The organism is Flavobacterium soli DSM 19725 (assembly GCF_000422705.1).
Taxonomy (GTDB): Bacteria; Bacteroidota; Bacteroidia; order Flavobacteriales; family Flavobacteriaceae; genus Flavobacterium; species Flavobacterium soli.
Window position 1 is genome coordinate 23496 of record NZ_AUGO01000007.1, and the last position, 20464, is coordinate 43959.

At 40.2% G+C, this 20464-nt stretch carries 18 protein-coding genes, 2 tRNA genes and 1 riboswitch; of the genes, 6 read left to right on the top strand and 14 right to left on the bottom strand.

Annotation, left to right across the window (positions count from 1 at the left end; translation table 11 throughout):
- Window positions 1-96: 96 nt before the first annotated feature.
- Window positions 97-4098 (top strand): AAA domain-containing protein, encoded by a 4002-nt coding sequence (locus tag G508_RS18780; RefSeq protein WP_051197531.1) that lies wholly within the window; start codon window positions 97-99, stop codon window positions 4096-4098.
- Window positions 4099-4162: 64 nt separating this feature from the next.
- Here the strand turns inward: G508_RS18780 and G508_RS0109230 are convergent, their stop codons facing one another.
- The 3 genes from G508_RS0109230 to G508_RS0109245 all read right to left on the bottom strand — a co-directional run bounded on the left by G508_RS0109230 (window position 4163) and on the right by G508_RS0109245 (window position 6690).
- The gene (locus G508_RS0109230) at window positions 4163-5260 is read right to left on the bottom strand and encodes a slipin family protein (RefSeq protein ID WP_026705049.1); all 1098 of its coding nucleotides are present in this window, start codon (window positions 5258-5260) and stop codon (window positions 4163-4165) included.
- Window positions 5261-5363: 103 nt separating this feature from the next.
- A complete protein-coding gene (locus tag G508_RS19825; protein ID WP_157485929.1) occupies window positions 5364-5528 on the bottom strand; it encodes a hypothetical protein in 165 nt (54 codons plus the stop codon).
- Between the two features lie 376 nt (window positions 5529-5904).
- Window positions 5905-6690, bottom strand: coding sequence for a hypothetical protein (locus G508_RS0109245; RefSeq protein WP_026705050.1), 786 nt, complete (start codon window positions 6688-6690; stop codon window positions 5905-5907).
- A gap of 16 nt (window positions 6691-6706) precedes the next feature.
- Between G508_RS0109245 and G508_RS20075 the strand changes: the two genes are divergently transcribed.
- Window positions 6707-6892: a hypothetical protein gene (locus G508_RS20075; protein ID WP_157485930.1), complete on the top strand. Its 186-nt coding sequence runs from the start codon at window positions 6707-6709 to the stop codon at window positions 6890-6892.
- Here the strand turns inward: G508_RS20075 and G508_RS20080 are convergent.
- The 7 genes from G508_RS20080 to G508_RS0109270 form a co-directional block, all read right to left on the bottom strand.
- Window positions 6893-6964, bottom strand: a tRNA-Pro gene (locus tag G508_RS20080).
- An 87-nt stretch (window positions 6965-7051) separates the two neighbouring features.
- Window positions 7052-7136 (bottom strand) — tRNA-Arg (locus G508_RS20085).
- A 904-nt stretch (window positions 7137-8040) separates the two neighbouring features.
- Window positions 8041-8826, bottom strand: a complete 786-nt coding sequence (locus tag G508_RS0109250; RefSeq protein ID WP_026705051.1) for a Fic family protein — start codon at window positions 8824-8826, stop codon at window positions 8041-8043.
- A gap of 369 nt (window positions 8827-9195) precedes the next feature.
- On the bottom strand, window positions 9196-10689 hold the full coding sequence (locus G508_RS0109255) for a serine hydrolase (protein WP_026705052.1): 1494 nt from the start codon (window positions 10687-10689) through the stop codon (window positions 9196-9198).
- Window positions 10690-10795: 106 nt separating this feature from the next.
- Complete coding sequence (locus G508_RS0109260) at window positions 10796-11368, bottom strand: helix-turn-helix domain-containing protein (protein ID WP_026705053.1); 573 nt, start codon at window positions 11366-11368, stop codon at window positions 10796-10798.
- 11 nt (window positions 11369-11379) lie between these two features.
- Entirely contained in the window at window positions 11380-11637 is a 258-nt protein-coding gene (locus G508_RS0109265; RefSeq protein ID WP_026705054.1) for a hypothetical protein, read from the bottom strand.
- Window positions 11638-11738: 101 nt separating this feature from the next.
- Window positions 11739-12842, bottom strand: coding sequence for a T9SS type A sorting domain-containing protein (locus tag G508_RS0109270; RefSeq protein ID WP_026705055.1), 1104 nt, complete (start codon window positions 12840-12842; stop codon window positions 11739-11741).
- A gap of 172 nt (window positions 12843-13014) precedes the next feature.
- Window positions 13015-13107, top strand: a riboswitch (TPP riboswitch).
- Window positions 13108-13180: 73 nt separating this feature from the next.
- Between G508_RS0109270 and thiM the strand changes: the two genes are divergently transcribed.
- The 4 genes from thiM to tenA are packed head-to-tail and all read left to right on the top strand — an operon-like array spanning window position 13181 to window position 16082.
- Window positions 13181-13978 (top strand): hydroxyethylthiazole kinase, encoded by a 798-nt coding sequence (gene thiM, locus G508_RS0109280; protein ID WP_211223386.1) that lies wholly within the window; start codon window positions 13181-13183, stop codon window positions 13976-13978.
- Window positions 13971-14618 carry a thiamine phosphate synthase gene (gene thiE, locus G508_RS0109285; protein WP_026705057.1) on the top strand — a complete coding sequence of 216 codons (648 nt, stop codon included), beginning with the start codon at window positions 13971-13973 and terminating at the stop codon, window positions 14616-14618. Before thiM ends, thiE begins: the two co-directional genes overlap by 8 nt.
- A complete protein-coding gene (gene thiD, locus G508_RS0109290) occupies window positions 14615-15448 on the top strand; it encodes a bifunctional hydroxymethylpyrimidine kinase/phosphomethylpyrimidine kinase (RefSeq protein ID WP_026705058.1) in 834 nt (277 codons plus the stop codon). The genes thiE and thiD overlap by 4 nt, the downstream gene beginning before the upstream one ends.
- Window positions 15435-16082: a thiaminase II gene (gene tenA, locus G508_RS0109295; protein WP_026705059.1), complete on the top strand. Its 648-nt coding sequence runs from the start codon at window positions 15435-15437 to the stop codon at window positions 16080-16082. The genes thiD and tenA overlap by 14 nt, the downstream gene beginning before the upstream one ends.
- A gap of 463 nt (window positions 16083-16545) precedes the next feature.
- Here the strand turns inward: tenA and G508_RS0109300 are convergent, their stop codons facing one another.
- The 4 genes from G508_RS0109300 to G508_RS0109315 form a co-directional block, all read right to left on the bottom strand.
- Window positions 16546-16977, bottom strand: coding sequence for a hypothetical protein (locus G508_RS0109300; RefSeq protein ID WP_157485931.1), 432 nt, complete (start codon window positions 16975-16977; stop codon window positions 16546-16548).
- Window positions 16974-17765 (bottom strand): RHS repeat-associated core domain-containing protein, encoded by a 792-nt coding sequence (locus G508_RS19525; protein ID WP_157485932.1) that lies wholly within the window; start codon window positions 17763-17765, stop codon window positions 16974-16976. Before G508_RS19525 ends, G508_RS0109300 begins: the two co-directional genes overlap by 4 nt.
- Window positions 17766-17954: 189 nt before the next feature.
- On the bottom strand, window positions 17955-18995 hold the full coding sequence (locus G508_RS0109310; protein ID WP_026705062.1) for a hypothetical protein: 1041 nt from the start codon (window positions 18993-18995) through the stop codon (window positions 17955-17957).
- Complete coding sequence (locus G508_RS0109315) at window positions 18995-20275, bottom strand: hypothetical protein (protein WP_157485933.1); 1281 nt, start codon at window positions 20273-20275, stop codon at window positions 18995-18997. The genes G508_RS0109310 and G508_RS0109315 overlap by 1 nt, the downstream gene beginning before the upstream one ends.
- Window positions 20276-20464: the final 189 nt, after the last annotated feature.

The following is a 20464-nucleotide window of genomic DNA, read 5'->3' on the forward strand; positions in this document are numbered from 1 at the left end:
ATTTTTATAAACAGTAAAAAACAATATCAATGAAAAGGCGTTAGTAATGATTAAAAATTTTAACTATTTTTACTTCAACACTAGATAGATTGATTTATGAAATTTTCGCCAGACGTATTCGAATCCCTGCAAAGCAAACTAAAAGTTGGAAATCGCAGAGGGGTTCACTTAAATGCCATTCCGGGCAACTCCAGATATAAGTTTGATCTCTCAAGATTAGCTGCAATCAAGAAAAGTTTACCTGAACTTTTTGTCCTCGATTTGTTGACAATGAGTAATGTGAGCTTCACTTTTTCTACCCAACATAAAGAAGATAAACCAAAAGTAAAAACTGTTGCAAAGGATAGTATTTACTTGAATGATTATGATGAAATTCTTCCAAAGATAGAAAAACATCAAAAGGCAGATAGCGCTTCCGCAGATGAAGAACGTGAAATAAACCTTCGGAAAATTGCAACCAATATCGAAAATCTGATCTTCCAGAACGAAGTTGTAGCATCAGAAAAAGGAATGAATACGCTTGGTTTTGGATTTCCATTATTGATCAGAAGAGATGCAAATGACAATCAGATTTCGGCTTCGCCAATTTTAATCTGGACCGTTAAAATCAAGGCAACTTCGGCAATGAACACTTGGGAAATTAGCCGAACGGAAGATGATCCTATCTATTTGAACGAAGTGTTGGTCAATCATTTGCAAAGTGATTCGGGGGTATTTCTAAATGCAATTCCTACCGAAATGCTGGACGATGGAAAAATCGACAAGCCTGAACTTTTATCCATCTGCAAAAACATATTGGAACAACTGCAAACCAGTCAGGATTTGGATTTCATTTTAGATAATTATGCTCCAATTCCATCCATAAAGACAAAGGTTAGCTATGAAAAATTGTTACCCAAAAAAGGCGATACATTAATCGAGAAAAGTGGTATCTTCTCCCTTTTTGAAGTACAAAAACAAAATATCATCAACGATTATGACGAACTGATTGCTTCCTATTCTTTCGAAGAAAAAGCACCAAACGGTTTGTTCCAATCGATAACTCCAATTGCCACCGATCCTTCTCAACAAAGCATTTTAGAAGCCTTAAAGGCACATTCTAAAATCGTAATCCAAGGACCTCCTGGAACAGGAAAGAGCCAAACGCTCACAGCTTTGCTAATCAATGCTCTAGAAAACCGCCAGAAAACAATTGTGGTTTGCGAAAAACAAACCGCTCTTGAAGTTTTGCAAAATGCCCTTCAGCAGAAAGGCTTGGGCGATTTTTGCATGATGATAAAAGATAGTGTTTCCGACCGTCGTTTTGTCGTGGATCATGTTCGCACCAAGATTGATGCACCAACATTCAAGCAACATAAGGAAGTGTATCCTGATAGTGTTGTAAAAGAACTTCTGGAAGGCATTCATCTCAACAAAGAAGGCATCAATCAGGTGCATCACAAGCTGAACGAAAAAGTCATCAAGGATCAAGATTGGTCAGAAATTATTGGGCACCTTTTAGCTTTGAAAGCGAGTGCGGAAACCTTAAATCTGGAAGAATTAGCCCTAGATTTCTCGACTTCTGAACTAGATGAATTTCTTCAGACTATCGAAAGCGGACAACCTTTTTTCGCGAAATACCAAGCTTTTAAGGAAGATGCGTTTTTTAATCCGGATACAATCATTGTCAATAATCGATTTGAAACCGAACAACAACTAAAAAAATCTTTTGATCAGTATCAGAAAACAAGAGATGAGATACAGGCTTTGTTGGTACAATTCCGTTCGTACTATTTTGAAAAAAGAAAGGAAGAATTTGCTTCTCAATTAACCACTTTAGAACAACTGATTAACGAAATTATCGTCAGTACGGCTACACTATCTCCTGATTCTGATGTTTTCAATTTGGACAAGACAGGCGGTTTTTTCTATAAATTCCTTTCCCTCTTTTCTTCTTCAAAAAAAGAAGTTTTGCAAACACAGCAAAAACTTCGCAACAATATAACAGCAATAAAAAGTATTTCGTTGCACACTAATTTCCCTGAAATCAGCCTTAGTTCAGATATGTTGCAAAACGTAAAGAACTGCGAAAGTTATACTTCCAAAATGCAATTGGCTAAAACCGATTTTACCACAAAAATTGAAAGCGATTTCGAGCAGCTAGACGTATTGCATTTTTTTGAAACCAATTATCAAACTGCTGAATTAAAATCCATTCAGGAAAAAACCAAAAACTTAAAACTGCTTATCAATCAAGATCGTTGGACACAAAAAAGTATCAATGGGAATTCGTTTCAGGAAATCATTCAGGAAACAGATGAATTGATTTTTGTCTTCCAAAATGCTGCTCCAGAATTATTTGTAGCTACTTATGATTGGTTTTTATTTTTTAATTCGCTTTCGCCAACAAACCAACAGTTGGTTACGTTGTTATATCCTATATCCAATTGGAAAGATTCTTTTTTGTTTGCTTATTATTCGCTGCTTTTATTGAAAAAATCCGATAATAATTTGGCAATAAACGAAGAAAATTATAGCAATTTTGCCACAAAAATCAAGCACTTCGAATCGACACAAAAAAGCTATATCGAAAGTTATTGGAACAACAATCAATTACTTTCTACACAAAATTTTGAAAAATTAAATCCTGATATTTCGGTCGCCAATTTATACAACAAACGAAAAAGCACCAAGTTCAATCGGCTAACTTTAAGGCAAATTGCCAATAAGGACACTGATCTTTTCACGTCCTTCTTCCCTATCTTGTTGACCACTCCGGATGCTTGTTCGAATCTATTTCAAGGGAAAAATTTCTATTTTGACAACGTGGTTTTTGATGAAGCCAGCCAGCTGAAACTCGAAGATAATTTACCTGCAATGCTCAAGGGAAAAAACATCATTATTGCTGGTGACGAACACCAGATGCCTCCTTCCAATTATTTCAGCAAAGTGTTTGACGGGACATTTGAAGATGAAGAAGAAATTGAGGATGAAAACGAAAAAATCAACCAGAAGAATTCGATGCTTTCTATTGAATCGCTTTTGGATTTTGCCATGGAATTCAAATTCGAAAAGAATTATCTAGATTTTCATTACCGCTCGAAGCATCCCTATTTGATTGATTTTTCGAACCATGCTTTTTATGGTTCCCGATTAAAACCGCTTCCTGCAAACAGCCAATCAAAACCTATTGAATTTATCGAGGTTGATGGTGTTTTTGACGAACATATCAATGAGGCCGAAGCCGATAAAATCATTGAAATTCTGGAAAAAATAGAGCCATTGGAAAACGGGAAATATCCTTCGATTGGAATTGCAACCTTCAATATCACACAGCGAAATTTTATCAAACGAAAAATAATTCAAAAGCAAAATGATCCTACAGAAACTGCTTTCAGCCAAAAAATAACCGCTTTGGAAGAAGCCGGGTTGTTCATCAAGAACTTGGAAAATATTCAAGGAGACGAACGTGATATTATTTTGATTTCAACCACTTATGGCAAGAAAAAAGACGGTAAATTCATTCAAGGTTTTGGTCCAATCAACCATTCAAAAGGCTATAAATTATTAAATGTAATCATCACTCGTGCAAAAGAAAAAATTGTGATTTGCACCTCGATTCCGCAAGAATATTACAGCAATTACCGTGAGGCTTTGGAAAAAGAAGGAGGCAATAACCGTAAGGCTATTTTTTATGCCTACTTGAGTTATTGCAAAGCTGTTAGTGAAGAGAATGAAGCCAAGAGAAGTGAAATCTTGAAAGACCTCATCCTTTTTAGCCATGTTAGCGAAAAAGTAGAAACCTCTTCTAAAAAACTATTCAAAGAACAAGTTTACAACGCTTTACAGGAACGATTTCCGCAACATACTTTCAAGCTGAATCATCCTTTTGGAGGTTATACACTTGATATCATGGTGGAGATGTCGGGTACTACATCCATTGCTTTTGAATGTTTGAGCAAGGAAGAGTACAAGGGTGATTTAGCCTATCTGGAAGATTTACACAAAGAGAAAATCCTTAAAAATGCAGGTTATGAATATGCCCGGATTTGGAGTCAAAACTGGTGGCAGAATACGGAACGTGAATTGCGAAAATGGGAAGATAAATTGGTAGGATAGCTATTGGTTTATCGCTACAATTAGTTGAATAAAAAACCACGAACCTAAAAGTCCGTGGTTTCTTTTATTTAACGAAGATCTCCTTCAATTGCCCGATGATGTTGCCACTGCCAGAGATAGTGATTTCACCAATCTTATCGGCAATTTTCTCAACATATTCCATCTCTTTCAATTTCCACAACATCTCGTTTTCTTCCATCAATTTGGCAGTGTTCAACAAGCTTCTGGTAGAAGCCGTTTCTTCACGTCTCATGATGCTATTAGCCTGTGCTTTTTTCTCGGCCACCAAAACTTGGTTCATGATCTCTTTCATATCACCTGGCAAGATGATGTCTCGGATACCGGCATCGGCAACGACCAAACCCAAAGCATTGATTTTAACCTGAACATTGTCCAAGATTTCTTTTGCAATGGTATCTTTTCGGCTCAACAATTCATCCAACGTGAAACCGCCAATGAAGGCTCTCAAAGCCAATTGCATCAAGACATACAACTGTTTTTCAAAATCTTTATTATCCACCAAAGCCTTGAAAATATTTGTCACTTGGTAGCTCACAAAAAAGTTGATTCTCAAACCGGCCTTGTCCTTGGTCAATAATTCCTGACCAGAAATCTCCAATTGTTGTTGTCTTATATCGACATTCTTCACTTCTACAGAAATGGCATTGTTCCAGAAGTAGTAGGTTCCCGCCGTCAATTCTTTTGCAAAAATACCATTCACAAACAACAAACCTTTTTCGTAGTTAGCAACCTGAAAACGTCTCACATACATCTTTACCTTTATGTTTTCCAACAAAGCCAATGGAATCTGCTCAGTGATATATACTTTAGACAAGTCTGCTTTTACGAATTCATTCTTCATATAGCCTTTCCAAAACGCATATCTTCCTGTCGTTAAAACTTCCTTGAAAATACCGTTTACAAAATACAACACAATCTCATTATCGGCAACCTCAACGATTTCCAACAAGGAAGCCAAGGCCTCATTTTGCAACAAGATGTTCAATTCTAATGGTGCTACAAAAGAGTGTTTCTTTTCAAAAATCATTACTTCCTTGTTGCCCAAGATCCAGAAGTTGCCTTCCTCCAACACTTTTACTAATTTTTTATTTTCGAATACCAAACCAACCTGGTAGGCATTGATACGTACTGTTCTAATCATTTTTCTATTTTTTAATGTTTTACTAATAAGAAAACGAACCTTCTCTATCCTTCCTCCCTGACGGAAGCAAGAGTGTATTTTGCTAATTGGCAATTGTTTCGGACTATTTTCCAAAGAAATCCAACTGAATTTGATCGGTCAAGCCAAAAAGAAAAACCAATAGTTCAAAACACAGCATCGTGCTTTCAAGTCCTGTCAAAAGTGTAACCTTCAAATGTTGCATCCGAAGGCTCCTGATCGAGACAGGCTCCTTTTCCTTGTTGTGCATTATTTTAAAGAGCAATGCTTCTCTTTCTTTCAGATTTTGAGCCTGAAAAGGTTGACGCCACTGTCAATCCGAGCAAAATCGGAGCAGGATTCGAACCTGCGTAGCCATGTCTATTGTTCTAACCAACTGAACTATCCGCCGAGGCGGAACGGGAGTCGAACCCGTGACCCATAGAGTGGTGGCATTTTTTGGAAAACACCCAAACCTCCAAATCAAGTTGCACAGCAAAACATAATGCCTCTCGGCAAAGATTGCTACAATGATGCTATACAGAAACACGCAACAGGACTTGTTTGATATTTTAAATGCAATGAACCTATTTCTTTCTTGAACAAAGATTTCAAAACCACTACGCAATTATTTTGCGTAGTGGAATTTAATTTTGAATCCACGCCATCACCGTTTCTAGATAAGCACTTCTCACTTCTTCAAATCGGGTGATATTCGGAATATGATTGACTTCTAATAACTGTTTCGAACCATCCTTACAAACAATATAATCGTTACCAATCATACTCATATTGAGTGTTTTCATAAGGTGCAAGGTGTCGTCTAACAAATCCTGATCAATCTCTATAAAGCAAGCTGTATCAGGATGAATTGATTTTAACCATGTGTCTCCTTCCAACTTTATCTGCCAATATTGATTTCCTATTACCATAATTCTAACGGCATCGCCTTCAAAATAGGGTTCAATCGTTGAGGCCATCTCACTTTTCCAATCTCCAGTAAAGCGATGCTTGTTTTGTCCACAATGCCAGTTGCCCCATTTCGCAACCATATCAGTAGCAACTGTCACTTCTGTTTCGGCAGATATAAAACCTCTTGGAGCACCAAATCTTGAATGCTTCATTGCTTTTACCAGACACGGAATCTTTAATCGACAATCCATCATTGCTTCAGCATTCGGGAAACAGGCACCATTCCATACTGCCAAGCCTGTAATAAAATCAAAATCATTATCAAAAATGCCATAATACACTACCTTGTCAACTGGCAACATTCCAATACCATTTTCTTTTTCCATAAATAAAATACCATTCTTAATTACAATCTTAGGTATGGATTGGTGCCAAATAATAAGCCCTTTGTAACCAGACCTGATCACTTGATATTCTTCCATTTCAATTCCTACTAAAGCAATTCTTCCAAATTTTTCCATCTTTATTTATTTTAATATGTTGCGGAACAGATTCGAGTTGAACGAATACCTTCAGTGCTTCTCCCGAAGTTTCGGGACTAACGTGCAGACCACCTACACTACTATTCCAATTGTACAGGAAGAGTCCCGACGTTTCGGGACGAACTCTCAAAATACAGATCCTAAATCTGTCGCGTATGCCAATTCCGCCATTCCTGCATAGTCTGGGAAGCAAGATTCGAACTTGCGACCTCCCGCGTCCAAGGCGGGTAAACAACCACCGTTATCTTCCCAGTTTTAACTCCTGAGCACTTACTTGATGAGAGACAGTCAAAAAAATAAGCGCTTTCGGAGTTTTGTTTCCTTTCTAAAAAAACAGTTGTGATCTCGAAGGTCCCGAAACTTCGGGAGAACCCCCAACCTTTTGCTTCGTAGGCAATCGCTCTATCCAGTTGAGCTACGAAATCATTTCATTTTTGTGCATAAAAAAAGCACCTCATCAAGGTGCTTTCATAACATTCAACAGAATATACTTATTCCATTTGCCTGTATTCATGCACCTGCATAACTGTAAATCCAAGATCAAAACTCGGGTTCGCCAGTTGTCGGTTATGTGATTTTATGTTAAAAGCCATTGCTGCTATTTTTTTATATGTTGAAATCAATGTCGTCATCCTTACTCTATTATGTATTTTCTTTTCTCTCTTTCAGTTTCAGTCTTACTACTTAATACTCTAGTCTCAATATTTTCTCTCCCAACTTCCAACTTCCATCTCCCTACTCCCTACTCTTTTTCCTCTGCAAAGATAAAGTCAAAAAAAACAAACTTCCAAATCTTTTTTAAAATTATCTTATTGATAATCAATTAGTTAAACTCAAAAACAAACCATAAGAATTCCTGTCCACCCTTTCAGGTAGAAGCTCAATTGAACCAAATGACTGTCTCTCATCAGATTACTTTTCAAGGTTATTTTGTACTATTTAGTTTAATCATTAAACATTTTTCTATTTATTTCTTTAAATTATTTTCTATTTAGGCTTTTCATCTGGGGCTAAAACAAAAAAAGCGTCCCGATTATCAGGACGCTTCATGCTATTATTTTTGATTTTCTATTACATTTTCTACCTAAAAAACCAAACAATACCCTCACATCCACAGCGTCCACTAGGAAGTTTTGCTTCCTTGCGATCGCATAATAGTCTAAATGACGCGTTACTATGTTGGTATATGTTTTTCATTTCGAGGGCAAATGTAAGTGTTTTTTTATTTATTCAAAGTTTTCGAAGTTTTAAAATTTTAAATTTATATTGACTTTAAGGATTTTCCGAGAAGAATGGGGACAGTCCTTTTGAACCTGATCCATCTAAAACTTATTCTTTAACCAATGCTTCAGGCAACATCAGCAAAAAAGGTAATGCCTTGTTAAATTCCAATTCAGGATATTCCAATCCCAACAAGCGGATATTTTGATAATAAGTGGCGTGCTGTTCATAATACATCTTTTCACTTTCTATAAACCATGCCTTTTCGCCTAGTTTCTGTGCTAGAAACCATTTTTCATACAACCTCGCACTTCTTCCGTTGCCATCATTCCAAGGGTGGATTTTCACAAACACCAAATGAAGCATTGAGGCATAGAAAAAAACCTCTTCAATTATCATTTTCCTTTCAAGCAAGACAGCAAGGTCATGATGAAACTTTTTCATCTCGCCCTCTACTTCAAAAGGCGATACCGCAACATACTCTATCCTTCCGTCTGGAGTAGTCACAAACATATTCTGGGTTCTGTAAGTTCCTTGCCAATTCTTGGGCAAGATATGCCTGCTCAAAAGTTGATGGGATTCCATAATAGTAGATTGATTTAGCGGATGTAATTTTGCATAGGTATAAGCATCATACAAGTCGTCAATTTTTTTGGTATAATCCGCTAAAAACGCAATGCCAAACTTTTTATGCTTGATATAGCTGTCCAATTCAATGTCCTCACCTTCAATCTTACTGCTGTAAACGGACGACACCGAAGTATAAAAACTAAAAGTATCGGTTGAAATCTCCGCATCCTCCAAGGCATCAAAAGCATCTTGCAACCCTTTTGGCAACTGCTCTAGATAAAGAGGAAGTAAATCGTGGGCAAATAGCTGTAATTGGTTTTTCATAGTTGAGTATGATGCTAGTATTGGTTTGAAGCAAATATATTAAATTATTGGAGCGAAGTGTTTTTTGTGGTGTAGAAATACTTTTATCTTGTTCTAGATTCTTTTCCTTTGGATAGCCTGTCCCGATTTTTGCGGGAGGTAGCCGAAGGTCGGAATCAATCGCTTTAAGTTAAGAATATAAGAATTCCATTTTGTCATTCCGAAGAATAAGGAATCACATAATCTAAATCCAAGCTTGCAGAGCTACTTTATGAGATTCCTTATTCTTCGGAATGACAAAAAAACAGCTTAACTTAATGACGTTGAGGTCGGGGTGGATTATACCAAATGCTAATGGGCATCCTCTCTTTTAAGCAACCCCCATCCCCACTATCGTGTCTCAATCTCCACAATTTGCTTTCCTTTTTCGCCTAAATAATGTAGTACCACTTTCTCATAGACAGCTCCTCCCTCATCCGAATTGGTAAAAATCAAAAGGCCTTGTCCTGTTTTCGGGAAAATAAACACCAAGGTCCTCACGCCATGATCCGCACCACCATGTGACAGGGCATAATCGCCATCTTCAAAATCATAACGTTCAAAACCCAAACCGAAATGCTTGCCGTTTGTACTTTCAACTTGGGGTGTACTCATTTCTTTAAAAACGGCAGCCGAAAGTCCGTCGCCGTTCATTACCGCAATAAGGAACTTTCCATAATCCGCAATTGTCGTCATCAGATCATCGGCTCCGCTTGGCGTTTTGTTTTTTACGATAGGATAAGGCTTTTTGTTTTGGTCAAAGCCAATGGCAAGTCGGGTGGTGTCTATTTTTTTGTCCCATATATATCGGGTGTCTTTCATTTCTAGCGGTTCAAAAAGCAGTTCTTTGGCCAATTCCTGCAACGACTTTTTAAATTTACGTTCCAATGCCTTCCGAAGGTATTCATAACCTTCACCCGAATACTGATAATCAGTCCCTGGATCAAACTGAAAGGCCAGCTTCTTGTCCTCGGACATCCAACGCCAATTAGGGAAACCCGTTTGGTGGCTCAAAACAAGTCGCGTGGTGATTTTCTTGTGGCGAGGGTCTTTGGCTATTTCGGGATCGGTCCAATAGGGATAAAGCGGGTCGTCCAACTTCCATTTGCCCAAACTCACAAGTTTCAATGCCACCATTGCCGTAACAGGCTTGGTGAGTGAAGCTACATTAAAAATCGTGTTCGGGGAAGCTGGAATACCTTCCGCAATCTCGCCATACGTCTTGATTTCCTTTAATACCCCTTTCTCAATCACCCCGATTCCTAACAGGGGTACTTTATGGGCTTTAAGCCAAATTTTCACAGCATCATCATCTCCCAACATAGGCGATTTTGTAACAGAGAACTGTTTGATTTGATGCTCAAAACTCAAGGATCTCGCAAGTTTCCATTCGCCGTTTTCCAACAGCCAAACGTGTGTGAACTTCGCCGAACTTCCAAAACGTTCCGCTTGATCCGGTTGCTTTTCATAGAACTGATGCCAACCTTCCTGAACCGCTCCATACAGCGTTCCTTTTTGATAAAGGGCATAGATGGCGGTACTTTCCGGTACTAATTCCCTTCGGGCCTGAAAAGTGTTGGCGGGATTGCACAAGCCTTTTCTAAAATCCGACATAAACTTTTTCTTGTCAGCAATACCGTCCCTGTCGTGGAAGAATTCAAATGAATCACTCAGCAAGCTTTCAAACTGGACAACATTGCAAGTGTTGAACCCTATTTGAAAAAGCAGGCTGTCCTTTGCCATGATGGTCTTGTAGAGTGGTGACTCTGGAGCGAGTTGGGCATTGCCGTTGATCGTAAAAAAGAAGAGAAAGAAGCAACCGAGAAGTGCGTTTTGGAATTTCATACGTTTGTGTTTTGGACAGTCAAAAAGGATACCGCAAAAGTCAAGATCCTCCTCCAATACTCCAAAAAAACAACCCGACAAAAACCCGACAAATCACTGACACCCTTTATATCATGCTGAAATTCAGACGGAAATACAATGCCTTGTGTCGGTCGATGGCAACAGCATTTCGCACTATTACAAACACATTCGACAGCACCAGTACGATCATCAGTACTAAGGTAAATTCCCTACCCAACTTTAAAAAGATAAACAGCATAAACACAATTGGAGTCAAGATCGTCCAGAGGATTTGCAGCGAAACAATTTGCTTCGTAATGGGATGCTTGATTTTAAAGACGTGCATGAGCAATAATGGCACCAAGATATTGAAAAGTGGCACGATCAAAAAGGGCAAAGCAGAAAGATTCATGATTTTCACCTTCCCATAATCGAGCTCATTAGTTGATGAGGTATTACTAAAAGGAACTTCCTGCTCTTGGGGTTCCTCTGGAGCAACCGTATCAAGCAATTCCTGTTCTGCAACATTCAAGGCTTTCGCCAAAACCCGAAGGGTATAGCCCTTTGGAGCCTTCCCCGACTCAATTCGCTGGATAGTCCTAACCGAAACACCGGATTGTTCCGAGAGTTCTTCTTGGGTGAGGTGGCGGTGTTCGCGAAGGTTTTTTAGTGGTGACATATAGCAATAGATTATTTTTCCTGCACCACTTCAATTTTTTTATCGTCTATAAAAAGGATACAATTCACCTTGAAGGCACCTCCAAGCGTTACTTTAATCATTTTGCTTTCCTTATTTTGGTTCACAAGATGTCCCGTGAGGCGTGATGAAATTACAGAATACCGCTCGTCTTGCAAGTCGCCGTTAACATAGAGGCGTTCGCCGTTAAACCAAGTGTTTTCAATCCTGATTTCGTTTCCTTCATAACAGGCGGTCCAAATGCTTTTCATGTCCTTTAAGTGTTTTGCAAAATGAAAAGTAAATATAGTGCTTTCAATTTACAACTTCAAATCACTTGGCTGCAAAAGTTATACGCTAAAAAATACCGAAACTAGTGCTTCAAGACCTTAAAGATTTCCTTATGCTCACCACTTTCCACCACCACAATCAACAGTCCGGAGGAGGCTTCCAAGCCAAAGCTATTGTTTCCTTTCTGCAAGCTATAGTGGCTAATTTGACGACCTAAAGCATCATACACCACAACCGTTCCGTTATCTTCGGTACTGTGCAGTTGCAACGCATTCCCAACAGGGTTCTGCATCAGTCGGAAAGGTACGTTTTCCGTAACAAAATAATCCGTATCCAAAACCGCACAGGCCGCCTCTACCTCTACCTGTGAGTTGCACCCCAAAAGATTCGTATTGATGGTAACCAAGGCTCCGGCTGGCGGATTTTGTAGATAATTGCAAATGGACGGAACCGCACAAAAAGCCAAGAGGCCGTTTACCGCAATGGTCACACCGCCCGTCATCACCGTCGAGGCATTCCCCAAACCCTCAAGGCTCGTGAGCTGGCTGTTGCCTTCTATCACAAGGGCTCCTTCGTCTCCCCCAACAACAGTGGTCACATTTTCAAGTCCAGACAGGCTGGTTAGTACAGGATTTTCAACCACTTCCAGTATTTCACCGACAAAAGTCACACCCGAAAGCCCTTCTATGCTCGTCAGCGATTCACAATCGCGGATGATAAGGCCAAGGCCAACGGTTGCAAGGTTTTCCACACCGTCAAGATCAAGCAAGTCCGGACAGCTCCTTACCGTAAATTCACCACCTACAGAAGCCAGCGACGATAACGCTGCAAGACTTGAAAGTCCGCCCACTTCCCTCAGAATCAAATCGGTTCCTACAGTTTGCAGGTTTTGAAGACCGTTCAGGTTGGCAAGTGCGGGAACTTCCCTAATTTCCAAAGCTCCCGTGATGGAAACAATATTCGCCAAACCGTTCAGGTTGTTGATGCTTACTTCGTCTATAATCACATCACCATTGATTTCCGTACAATTGGGATACTCCACAAGAAAGGCGTCCAGTTGGGATTGGTTAGTAATCGTTAGTCCTGCCGGAGGACATTGTGCAAAAGAAAAGGTAGCCGCCATCAAGGCCAATGCCGAAAAGTAGTAGTGCTTCATAAACAAGATAAAAGTTATGTACAAGGTCATCCTCGACCCTATATTTTTGGCTCAAATATAGAAAGGTTTGTTGGATCTGCAAATAGTTTTAAAAGGGAGAAATACATGGAATGTTTGCTTACTTTCAAATCTTCCAACAAACATTTCCCACTGTTAAAATCCCAAAACCAAACCACTAATACTCCAAACAATACTATATTTGTAGTGGCTTTAGGGGTATTCTGAAAAGAATTGAGACAGTCCCTTTGAACCTGATACGGTTAACACCGTCGTAGGGAAAAGCAGGCAGGCACCTTCGTGTTCCGTCTATCTTTTATATTCCAAAGAATCTTCTTTAGCCATTACCGTATAACCCCAATTATATCAAAATGGACAAACAACTTTGGAAACACATTCAAGCCGTTCGGCAAGCATCACCTCTCGTACATAATATCACCAATTTTGTGGTAATGAACAATACCGCCAATGCTTTGCTGGCTGTAGGAGCATCACCCATCATGGCACATGCCCATTCAGAAGTAGAAGAAATGGTAGGCATCTGCCAGTCGTTGGTCATCAACATTGGTACACTCGATGAATATTTCGTTACTTCAATGTTATTGGCTGCCAAAAGAGTCAACGAACTCCAAAAACCTTGGCTGTTGGACCCCGTTGGTGCGGGAGCTACTTCCTACCGAAATACCGTACTATCACAACTATTGGAGTGCAAGCCAACGGTAGTCAGAGGCAATGCATCAGAAATACTAGCATTGGCAAAAGCAAACAGCACCACTACAAAAGGCGTTGACAGCACTGCCCAAAGCAACGAAGCTCTTGATGCTGCCCGTTTTATAAACAGTAAATACGGTGCAGTAGTCTGTATTTCTGGAGCAACAGATATCATCGTCAGCCAAGAACAGACCGTTTACCTCAGCAATGGCAATGCCCTCATGACAAAAGTAACCGGATTAGGTTGTTCAGCAAGTGCCGTGATTGGAGCTTTTATTGCAACGGTTGAAAATACTACCGAAGCGGTTGCAGCAGCAATGGCCTTGTTCAGCATCAGTGGCGAATTGGCGGCAAAGCACAGCAAAGGTCCCGGAAACCTACAAGTGAATCTATTGGACACGTTGCACGCGATCACCGAAGATGAATTTACAAACACTCTAAAAATCAAGCATGCCTAATTCCGAATTTCCTTACCAATTGTACCTCGTTATTTCAGAAGCCGACTGCAAAAACAGCCACTACCTCCAAGTAGCCGAACAGGCCATCAAGGGTGGTGTTGATATCATTCAATTAAGGGAGAAAAACCTAAGCACTGAACAATATATTGCAAAGGCAATTCGCTTAAAGGAAATAACCGACAAGTACAACATTCCACTCATCATCAACGACAGCCTAGAAACTGCCATGAGCGTCAATGCCTTTGGTATCCATGTTGGTAACAATGACATGACGCCTACAGAAATTCGAAGCGTATGGAAAGGCTGTCAAAGCTTGGGCTACTCCATTGAATTCATCGAGCAATTGCGAAACAAGGAAACCCATACGGCAGATTGCTTGGGCATCAGTCCTGTTTTTAATACAGCGACTAAAAAAGACACCATCAGAGAATGGGGGCTCGACGGAATAACAGCAATTCGAAGCCTGACCACCAAACCCCTTATCGCCATTGGCAACATGAATGGCAACAATGCCGAAGCCGTTATAAAAGCTGGTGCCGATTGTGTGGCGGTAGTCTCCGCCATCTGCTCGGCACCCAATCCTGAAAAGGCGGCCTATGAACTCAAAAACACAATTCTAAAATCCTTACAGATCCAATGAAAAAATACACCTACCCTTCCGTATTGGCCATAGCGGGATTCGACGGCAGTGGCGGAGCGGGACTTCAAGCCGATATCAAGACCATTTCTGCCCTTGGCTGTTTTGCTACCTCGGTACTCACGGCCTTGCCCGTCCAGAATACCCAGGGTGTCCGTACCATCTACCCCATTCCCTACAGTGCCGTACAGGAACAGATCGAAGCCATCATGGACGATATTGTTCCCGATGCCATCAAGATCGGAATGGTACACACTGCCGAACTCGTCACAACCATTGCCAACACCCTCAAACAATACCCACAAGTACCTATCGTTTTCGATCCTGTGATGGTCGCCACCAGCGGACACAAGCTCATCGAAGACTGCACCATCAACGCCATCATCGAAACACTATTTCCCATAGCGGCACTCATCACACCGAATATGGACGAAGCCGCCATACTAGCCAATATGGAAATAAAAACCCTGACCGATATGCACATCGCCGGAGCCAAGATACTTCAACTAGGCTGTAAGGCGGTTTTGCTAAAAGGCGGACACCTAGATGGCAAGTTGATTACCTCGCTTTATTTCCTACAAGAGGGAACCGTAACGGCTTTTGAATATGAGAAATTCGAAACCAACAACACCCACGGTTCGGGATGCACGCTTTCTTCTGCCATTGCTGGGTATATCGCTCAAGGCAAAAACCTCGCAGACGCCATCAAACTCGGACAAGACTATGTGCACCAAGCCATCTACCACGGAAAAGACGTGCTGATTGGCAAAGGAAACGGTCCGTTGAACCACTTTTTTAACCCTCAAAAACTCATCAAGAATGACTTGGTCTGAACAAACCTGGCAAACCATTGCCCCAATCTACAGGAAGATCATCGGAATGCCCTTCATCAGTGAACTAATGGGCGGCACGCTCGACCCGAAACGCTTTGAGTTCTATATCACACAGGATTCTGGCTACCTTGAACATTTCGGTAGGGCTTTGGCCTTGCTCGGTGCCAGAGCTACCCATATAGAAGATGCCTTGGCCTTTATGCGTTTTGCAGAAAATGCCCTCGTGGTCGAAAGCATCCTGCACGAATCGTATTTCAAGGATTTTGGCATCCAAGGTAAGGCCAAGCTCGAACCTGCCTGCCACCATTACGTTCATTTTCTAAAGAGTACCGCCTCGTTGGATGCCGTAGAAATCGGGATGGCAGCCGTACTCCCCTGCTTCTGGATCTACAAGGCCGTGGGCGACCATATCCTGCACAACCAGAATACCCAAGACAATCCCTATCAGGAATGGATCAATACCTATGCGGGAGAAGAATTCGGAATTGCCGTAAAGCAGGCCATCACGATTTGCGACACCGTTGCCGCCAACACTACTGAACAAACTAGGCAAGCAATGACCGAAGCCTTTGTAACCGCCAGCCTATTGGAATATGATTTTTGGAAAGGAGCTTATGAGTTGAGGAGGTGGTGAAAACCAAAAGTTCTTCCTTTTCGTCGCAAACATTCCCCTCCTCTGGAGGGGTGGCCGAAGGTCGGGGTGGCTTAGAAACTCAAAGTCTTTTAATGCTAAACACTAACGGAAACACCAGATTGTTCCGAGAGTTCTTCTTTAGGTTTTCGATTTCCAAAACAAATGTATTATTATTATTGTTCGCAGGTAATTCCCACCTCATTTGAATTACGCAATCTTTTGTACTTTTTTTTGTGAATTGCTTTCAAAATTTTATTTTAGTTGATTTAAAAAAATCGGACGCTGTAATTACTTGCAATGACTTCATTTTTTACTGATAAAATGATTGAGCAATTGCTTCATTTCTTCTAAGTGGGTCTAATGAAGTATAATCACGTTCATTCCTTACAAAATCTTCGTCATTCATATTATTTATGCTTAAATATAAGTAGCCTATATTTTTATGATCCCTTTGTCTCGTATCTTATTTAAACCTATCCCATGGCGGATTAGCATTATAATCATAGATACCTTTTATTGTTTTGAATAACTCAAAAAAATCGATTTTCCTGATATTCACATTTTCTAAAGGCGAAATAATTTTAAAAAATTCAGCATCGAAATCTGTCGAAGGAAAAATTGTTAGTTTGCCATCATTACATATCGCTAAAAATTTATATCCGTGGTCAGTCATTCTGCCAAACTCATAATAGACAATTTTAGAATTGACAGTAGCTAGCTTCCTTGAATACAAATACTTAAACTGCAAACTATCAACTTCGTTCTTGGGTATTTCATTATATTCTTTAAGAGACCGGACAATTTGTGATCTAAATCCATTCAACTTTTTGTCAAACTGCTGAGCAGTTAGCATGAATGAAGAAATCAAGAATAGTAGTAATATTGTTTTTCTCATTTCGGTTTAGCATCTATTAGTTCCTGTATAATTTTGCTTTCTGTAGCTTCTGCTTTTTTTTCAGTATCATGATTAGTCCCTTTCGTCTTGTTTTCATACGACTGCTGTGCGTTCACAGGATCTGTGGCATGGTCAATTTCATGACCGCTTGTTGCAGAAATCATACCTTCTTTATCATCGGAAATTTTTGCTAATTCTTGTGCCTGAGGATCTTTAAATTCATACCCTGCATCTATCATCTCTTTAAATGTTTCAAATTGCTTCTCAAAAATGACTACTTCAGCGGACTTAATTTTTACATTACCATCCTTGTCAACGGATAAATCCTTTGTGGTTGCTCCAAATTTAGTACTGACAGTTTCGCTATCAACTTTGAAAGAGACATTGTGTGTTGCATCCCTTGCCTTATCTAGCTGTTGCATCCCTGTTGCAGTTCTGGCAAGACCGTTTCCTATGCGTTGAGTATCGGCAGAAGCGTTAGCACTCCAAGCCAATGTACCATCACTTTTCCTTGTATAGGTAACCGCTTTACCATCTGTCCCCGGAATTACTCTCATACCGTCAGGATCAGTGAAAAATACAGGGTTATCTACTGCAAAAGTGTAGGGAGACCATCGCCTGTATTCTTCACTCAACGGGTCAGGCGAAAGCCACCTGCTCGGGATATCCACAATCGGTCTTGTATACATTCCATAGCTACTATCACGCTCAACTAAACCCACTATTTCTTTCCTGTCCACATGAAACCGCACAGAGCCGATAATGACAATACTGTCAAGGTCATGCACCTCGAGGTATTTCCCTTTGCTTAAGGTCGCAACCTTGGCCTTATACCCAAATTGCTTGAATGGGTTTCCAGCCTCAATATTCTTTTCTCGGCGTGCCTTTTCTTCTTTTGACAATTCTTCCTGTGCAAAGGCACTTCCTGCCAAAAAAAGAAACAGAACTGAAAAATAAAATTTCCTCATAGTCTTGTTTTATTGCTTGTTAAAGGTACTCAATTTTTTATTTTCATACTTATCTCTTTCCGTTTTTAATGAGACAAGCCAATTTATATACATTTCTTCGGGCATAAAGCGGTAACCGATTTCATGGATATGGGCATACACCTTTTCTAGCTGTTTGAAAGCGACTTTGGCTTTCTCCATATCGGTTTCCTGCTCAATCCTTTTCTTGTTTAGCTCCGCTTTTAAAATTAGGGCTGTTGCAAAATTGGGATAGGCTTTTATGGCTGTATCTGCACATTTCAGAAGAAATGTACCGTCATTCTCAGGATATGTTCTCTGATAGGCATTCGCCAAATCCATCATCACCAGTGCAATCGTTTCGTTAGTATTTAAAGCCTTCATATAGACCCCGTTCTTAATGGCATCGATATGCACAAACCCCGATGCCATGAGCCATGCATCATTGGGAAAAATGCCACTGGTTAGTTCAGTATTATACCAACCGTTCCTTTTATTCTGATGCTTGATATATATGTGGTTCGGGGCTAATGCCAGATGTGCCGTTGTTCCCTGCTCCTCACATAGAATTTTATACAGGTAGGGCAAGGAATGGCAATTGCCTTTTCGGGTATGGAGCAGTTTTGATACAAACATGTTCTCTAACGAGTCGTTCCCAAACACATCCTTGAAGTCATAACCGAATGGTACATACTTATATTGCTTGTCTTCAATAATAATCGGGATGCTGTCGCACATGACCTGATAGGCAGATGCCCATTTGTTGACATCTTTCTTGTCATTTTCGACATAAGCTAAGAACCTGTTTTCAATGAGCGATCGGCACATATTCGTAAGCAATGCAATTTCTTTAGATAGATAGGCCATGTCCAGCCCACCATTGAGATAGGCGTTCTCTACAGAAAACACCGCGGTCTTGAAGCTATATTTTCTTTCATTACTCAGCATGCCTTGAAGCGTTTCAAAGCTCTCTTGATAGAGCTTATCTTGGCTTTGTGCGAATACCGAAAAGGTATAAATAAAATATATAAATAGTACTATTAATCGCTTCATCAATCTTTGAGAGTTTTAGGCGGCTTTGCCAATATGCCTTTTAATTGTTTTGAAATATTCTCGTTATCCTGTTTTTGCTTTTCCCCTGCCATCGCCTGCAACCATTTTTGATAGGCATATTCCGGCATGTGTTCATAGCCAAGATTGTCAACCAGGTCGAATTGCTGGTTGACGCTGTCAAGCAATTCGATTGCTTTAGGGAAATGCCTTATATTTTGCAGGTCATTCGGGTCTTTGGGATTAATGCCCAACTGCTTCATCACATACTCAAATCTTGCACTGGCAATATTAGCCTTTAACATGTTCGCCGTGATACTGTTGGGGTAAAGGGCAAGTGCCTTATCAATGACAGCCTGCACAAATTCGTCATAGCCGAATTTAAAGATATAACCGCCCGCCAAATCCGTAAGGTGCTGTGCGAGAAGCTCCTTTCTTGAAAGGTTCTGCATATAGATTTTATTCTGCAATGCTTCCGACTTGATATACCCAGATTGCAGGATATAGGATTCTGTAGAAAACATTCCGTTGGTTAGTTCCACATTATACCATTTCCCCTTTTGGTCAGGAAAACGGATATAGGAATGATTGGGTGATAGGGCAAGATAGGCTTCGGCACCTATTTCCTCAGCCAATATCAGGTAAAGCATTGGCAAGGAATGACATTGACCCGAACCTGTCTCCATCAGCTTCGATACGAATAGCTTCGAATGGCTCTCAAACCCCATATAATCTTCAAAATCATATTTGAATGGTAGGTGTTCCTGCTTGGAAGATTTAAGTTGCAGGGTTTCAGAAAAGAATTGAAAGAGCATGAAATTCTTTGCCGAATTATCGGTAAGACTGTAATTAAGCTCTTTCATTTTGGCGATTAGGAAATCTGCGCTTTGCTTTATCACTTTGTCAAATTCGGCCTTGTCCATCTTGTTGCCAAAAAAGGCATTCTCCACCAGAAAATTATTTTCCTTGATGGAGAAGACGGTATCCAAGATGATTTTATTAAAGGCAGAATGGTAAAATTCGGCACCTGCCACAGCTCGTGAGGGCAGGCTGTATATAACTTCCCTTTTTGATTCCAATGCCTGAACATCTTTTGCAACCTCCCGCATTATTTGCATTTGCCGATGGATGTCCCTCTCTACCTCATTCATCAGGCTTGTATTCTGTAAATGTTGTCTCTTTTGTTCCGATTGAAGAACAGATGGAGAAGCCTGTTCCAGAACAGTCTTCCTATCTACAATCTGCTCGTTTACAACAACAGGGACAGCAAGGGGTGCTGGCACAGGTGGAGCGGGTAAAATCTGGGACAAACAGGAACCTCCATAAAGAATGGAAGCTACGAAAATAATACGCCGTATTGCCTTGTTTATCATTTGATTAAAAAGTATTAGTCAAATTTAGTAAAAATTTAATACGAATTTTTACGGATTTCCTCATTTAAGCAGATTTATTTCTGCTTACTATGTCCTGGA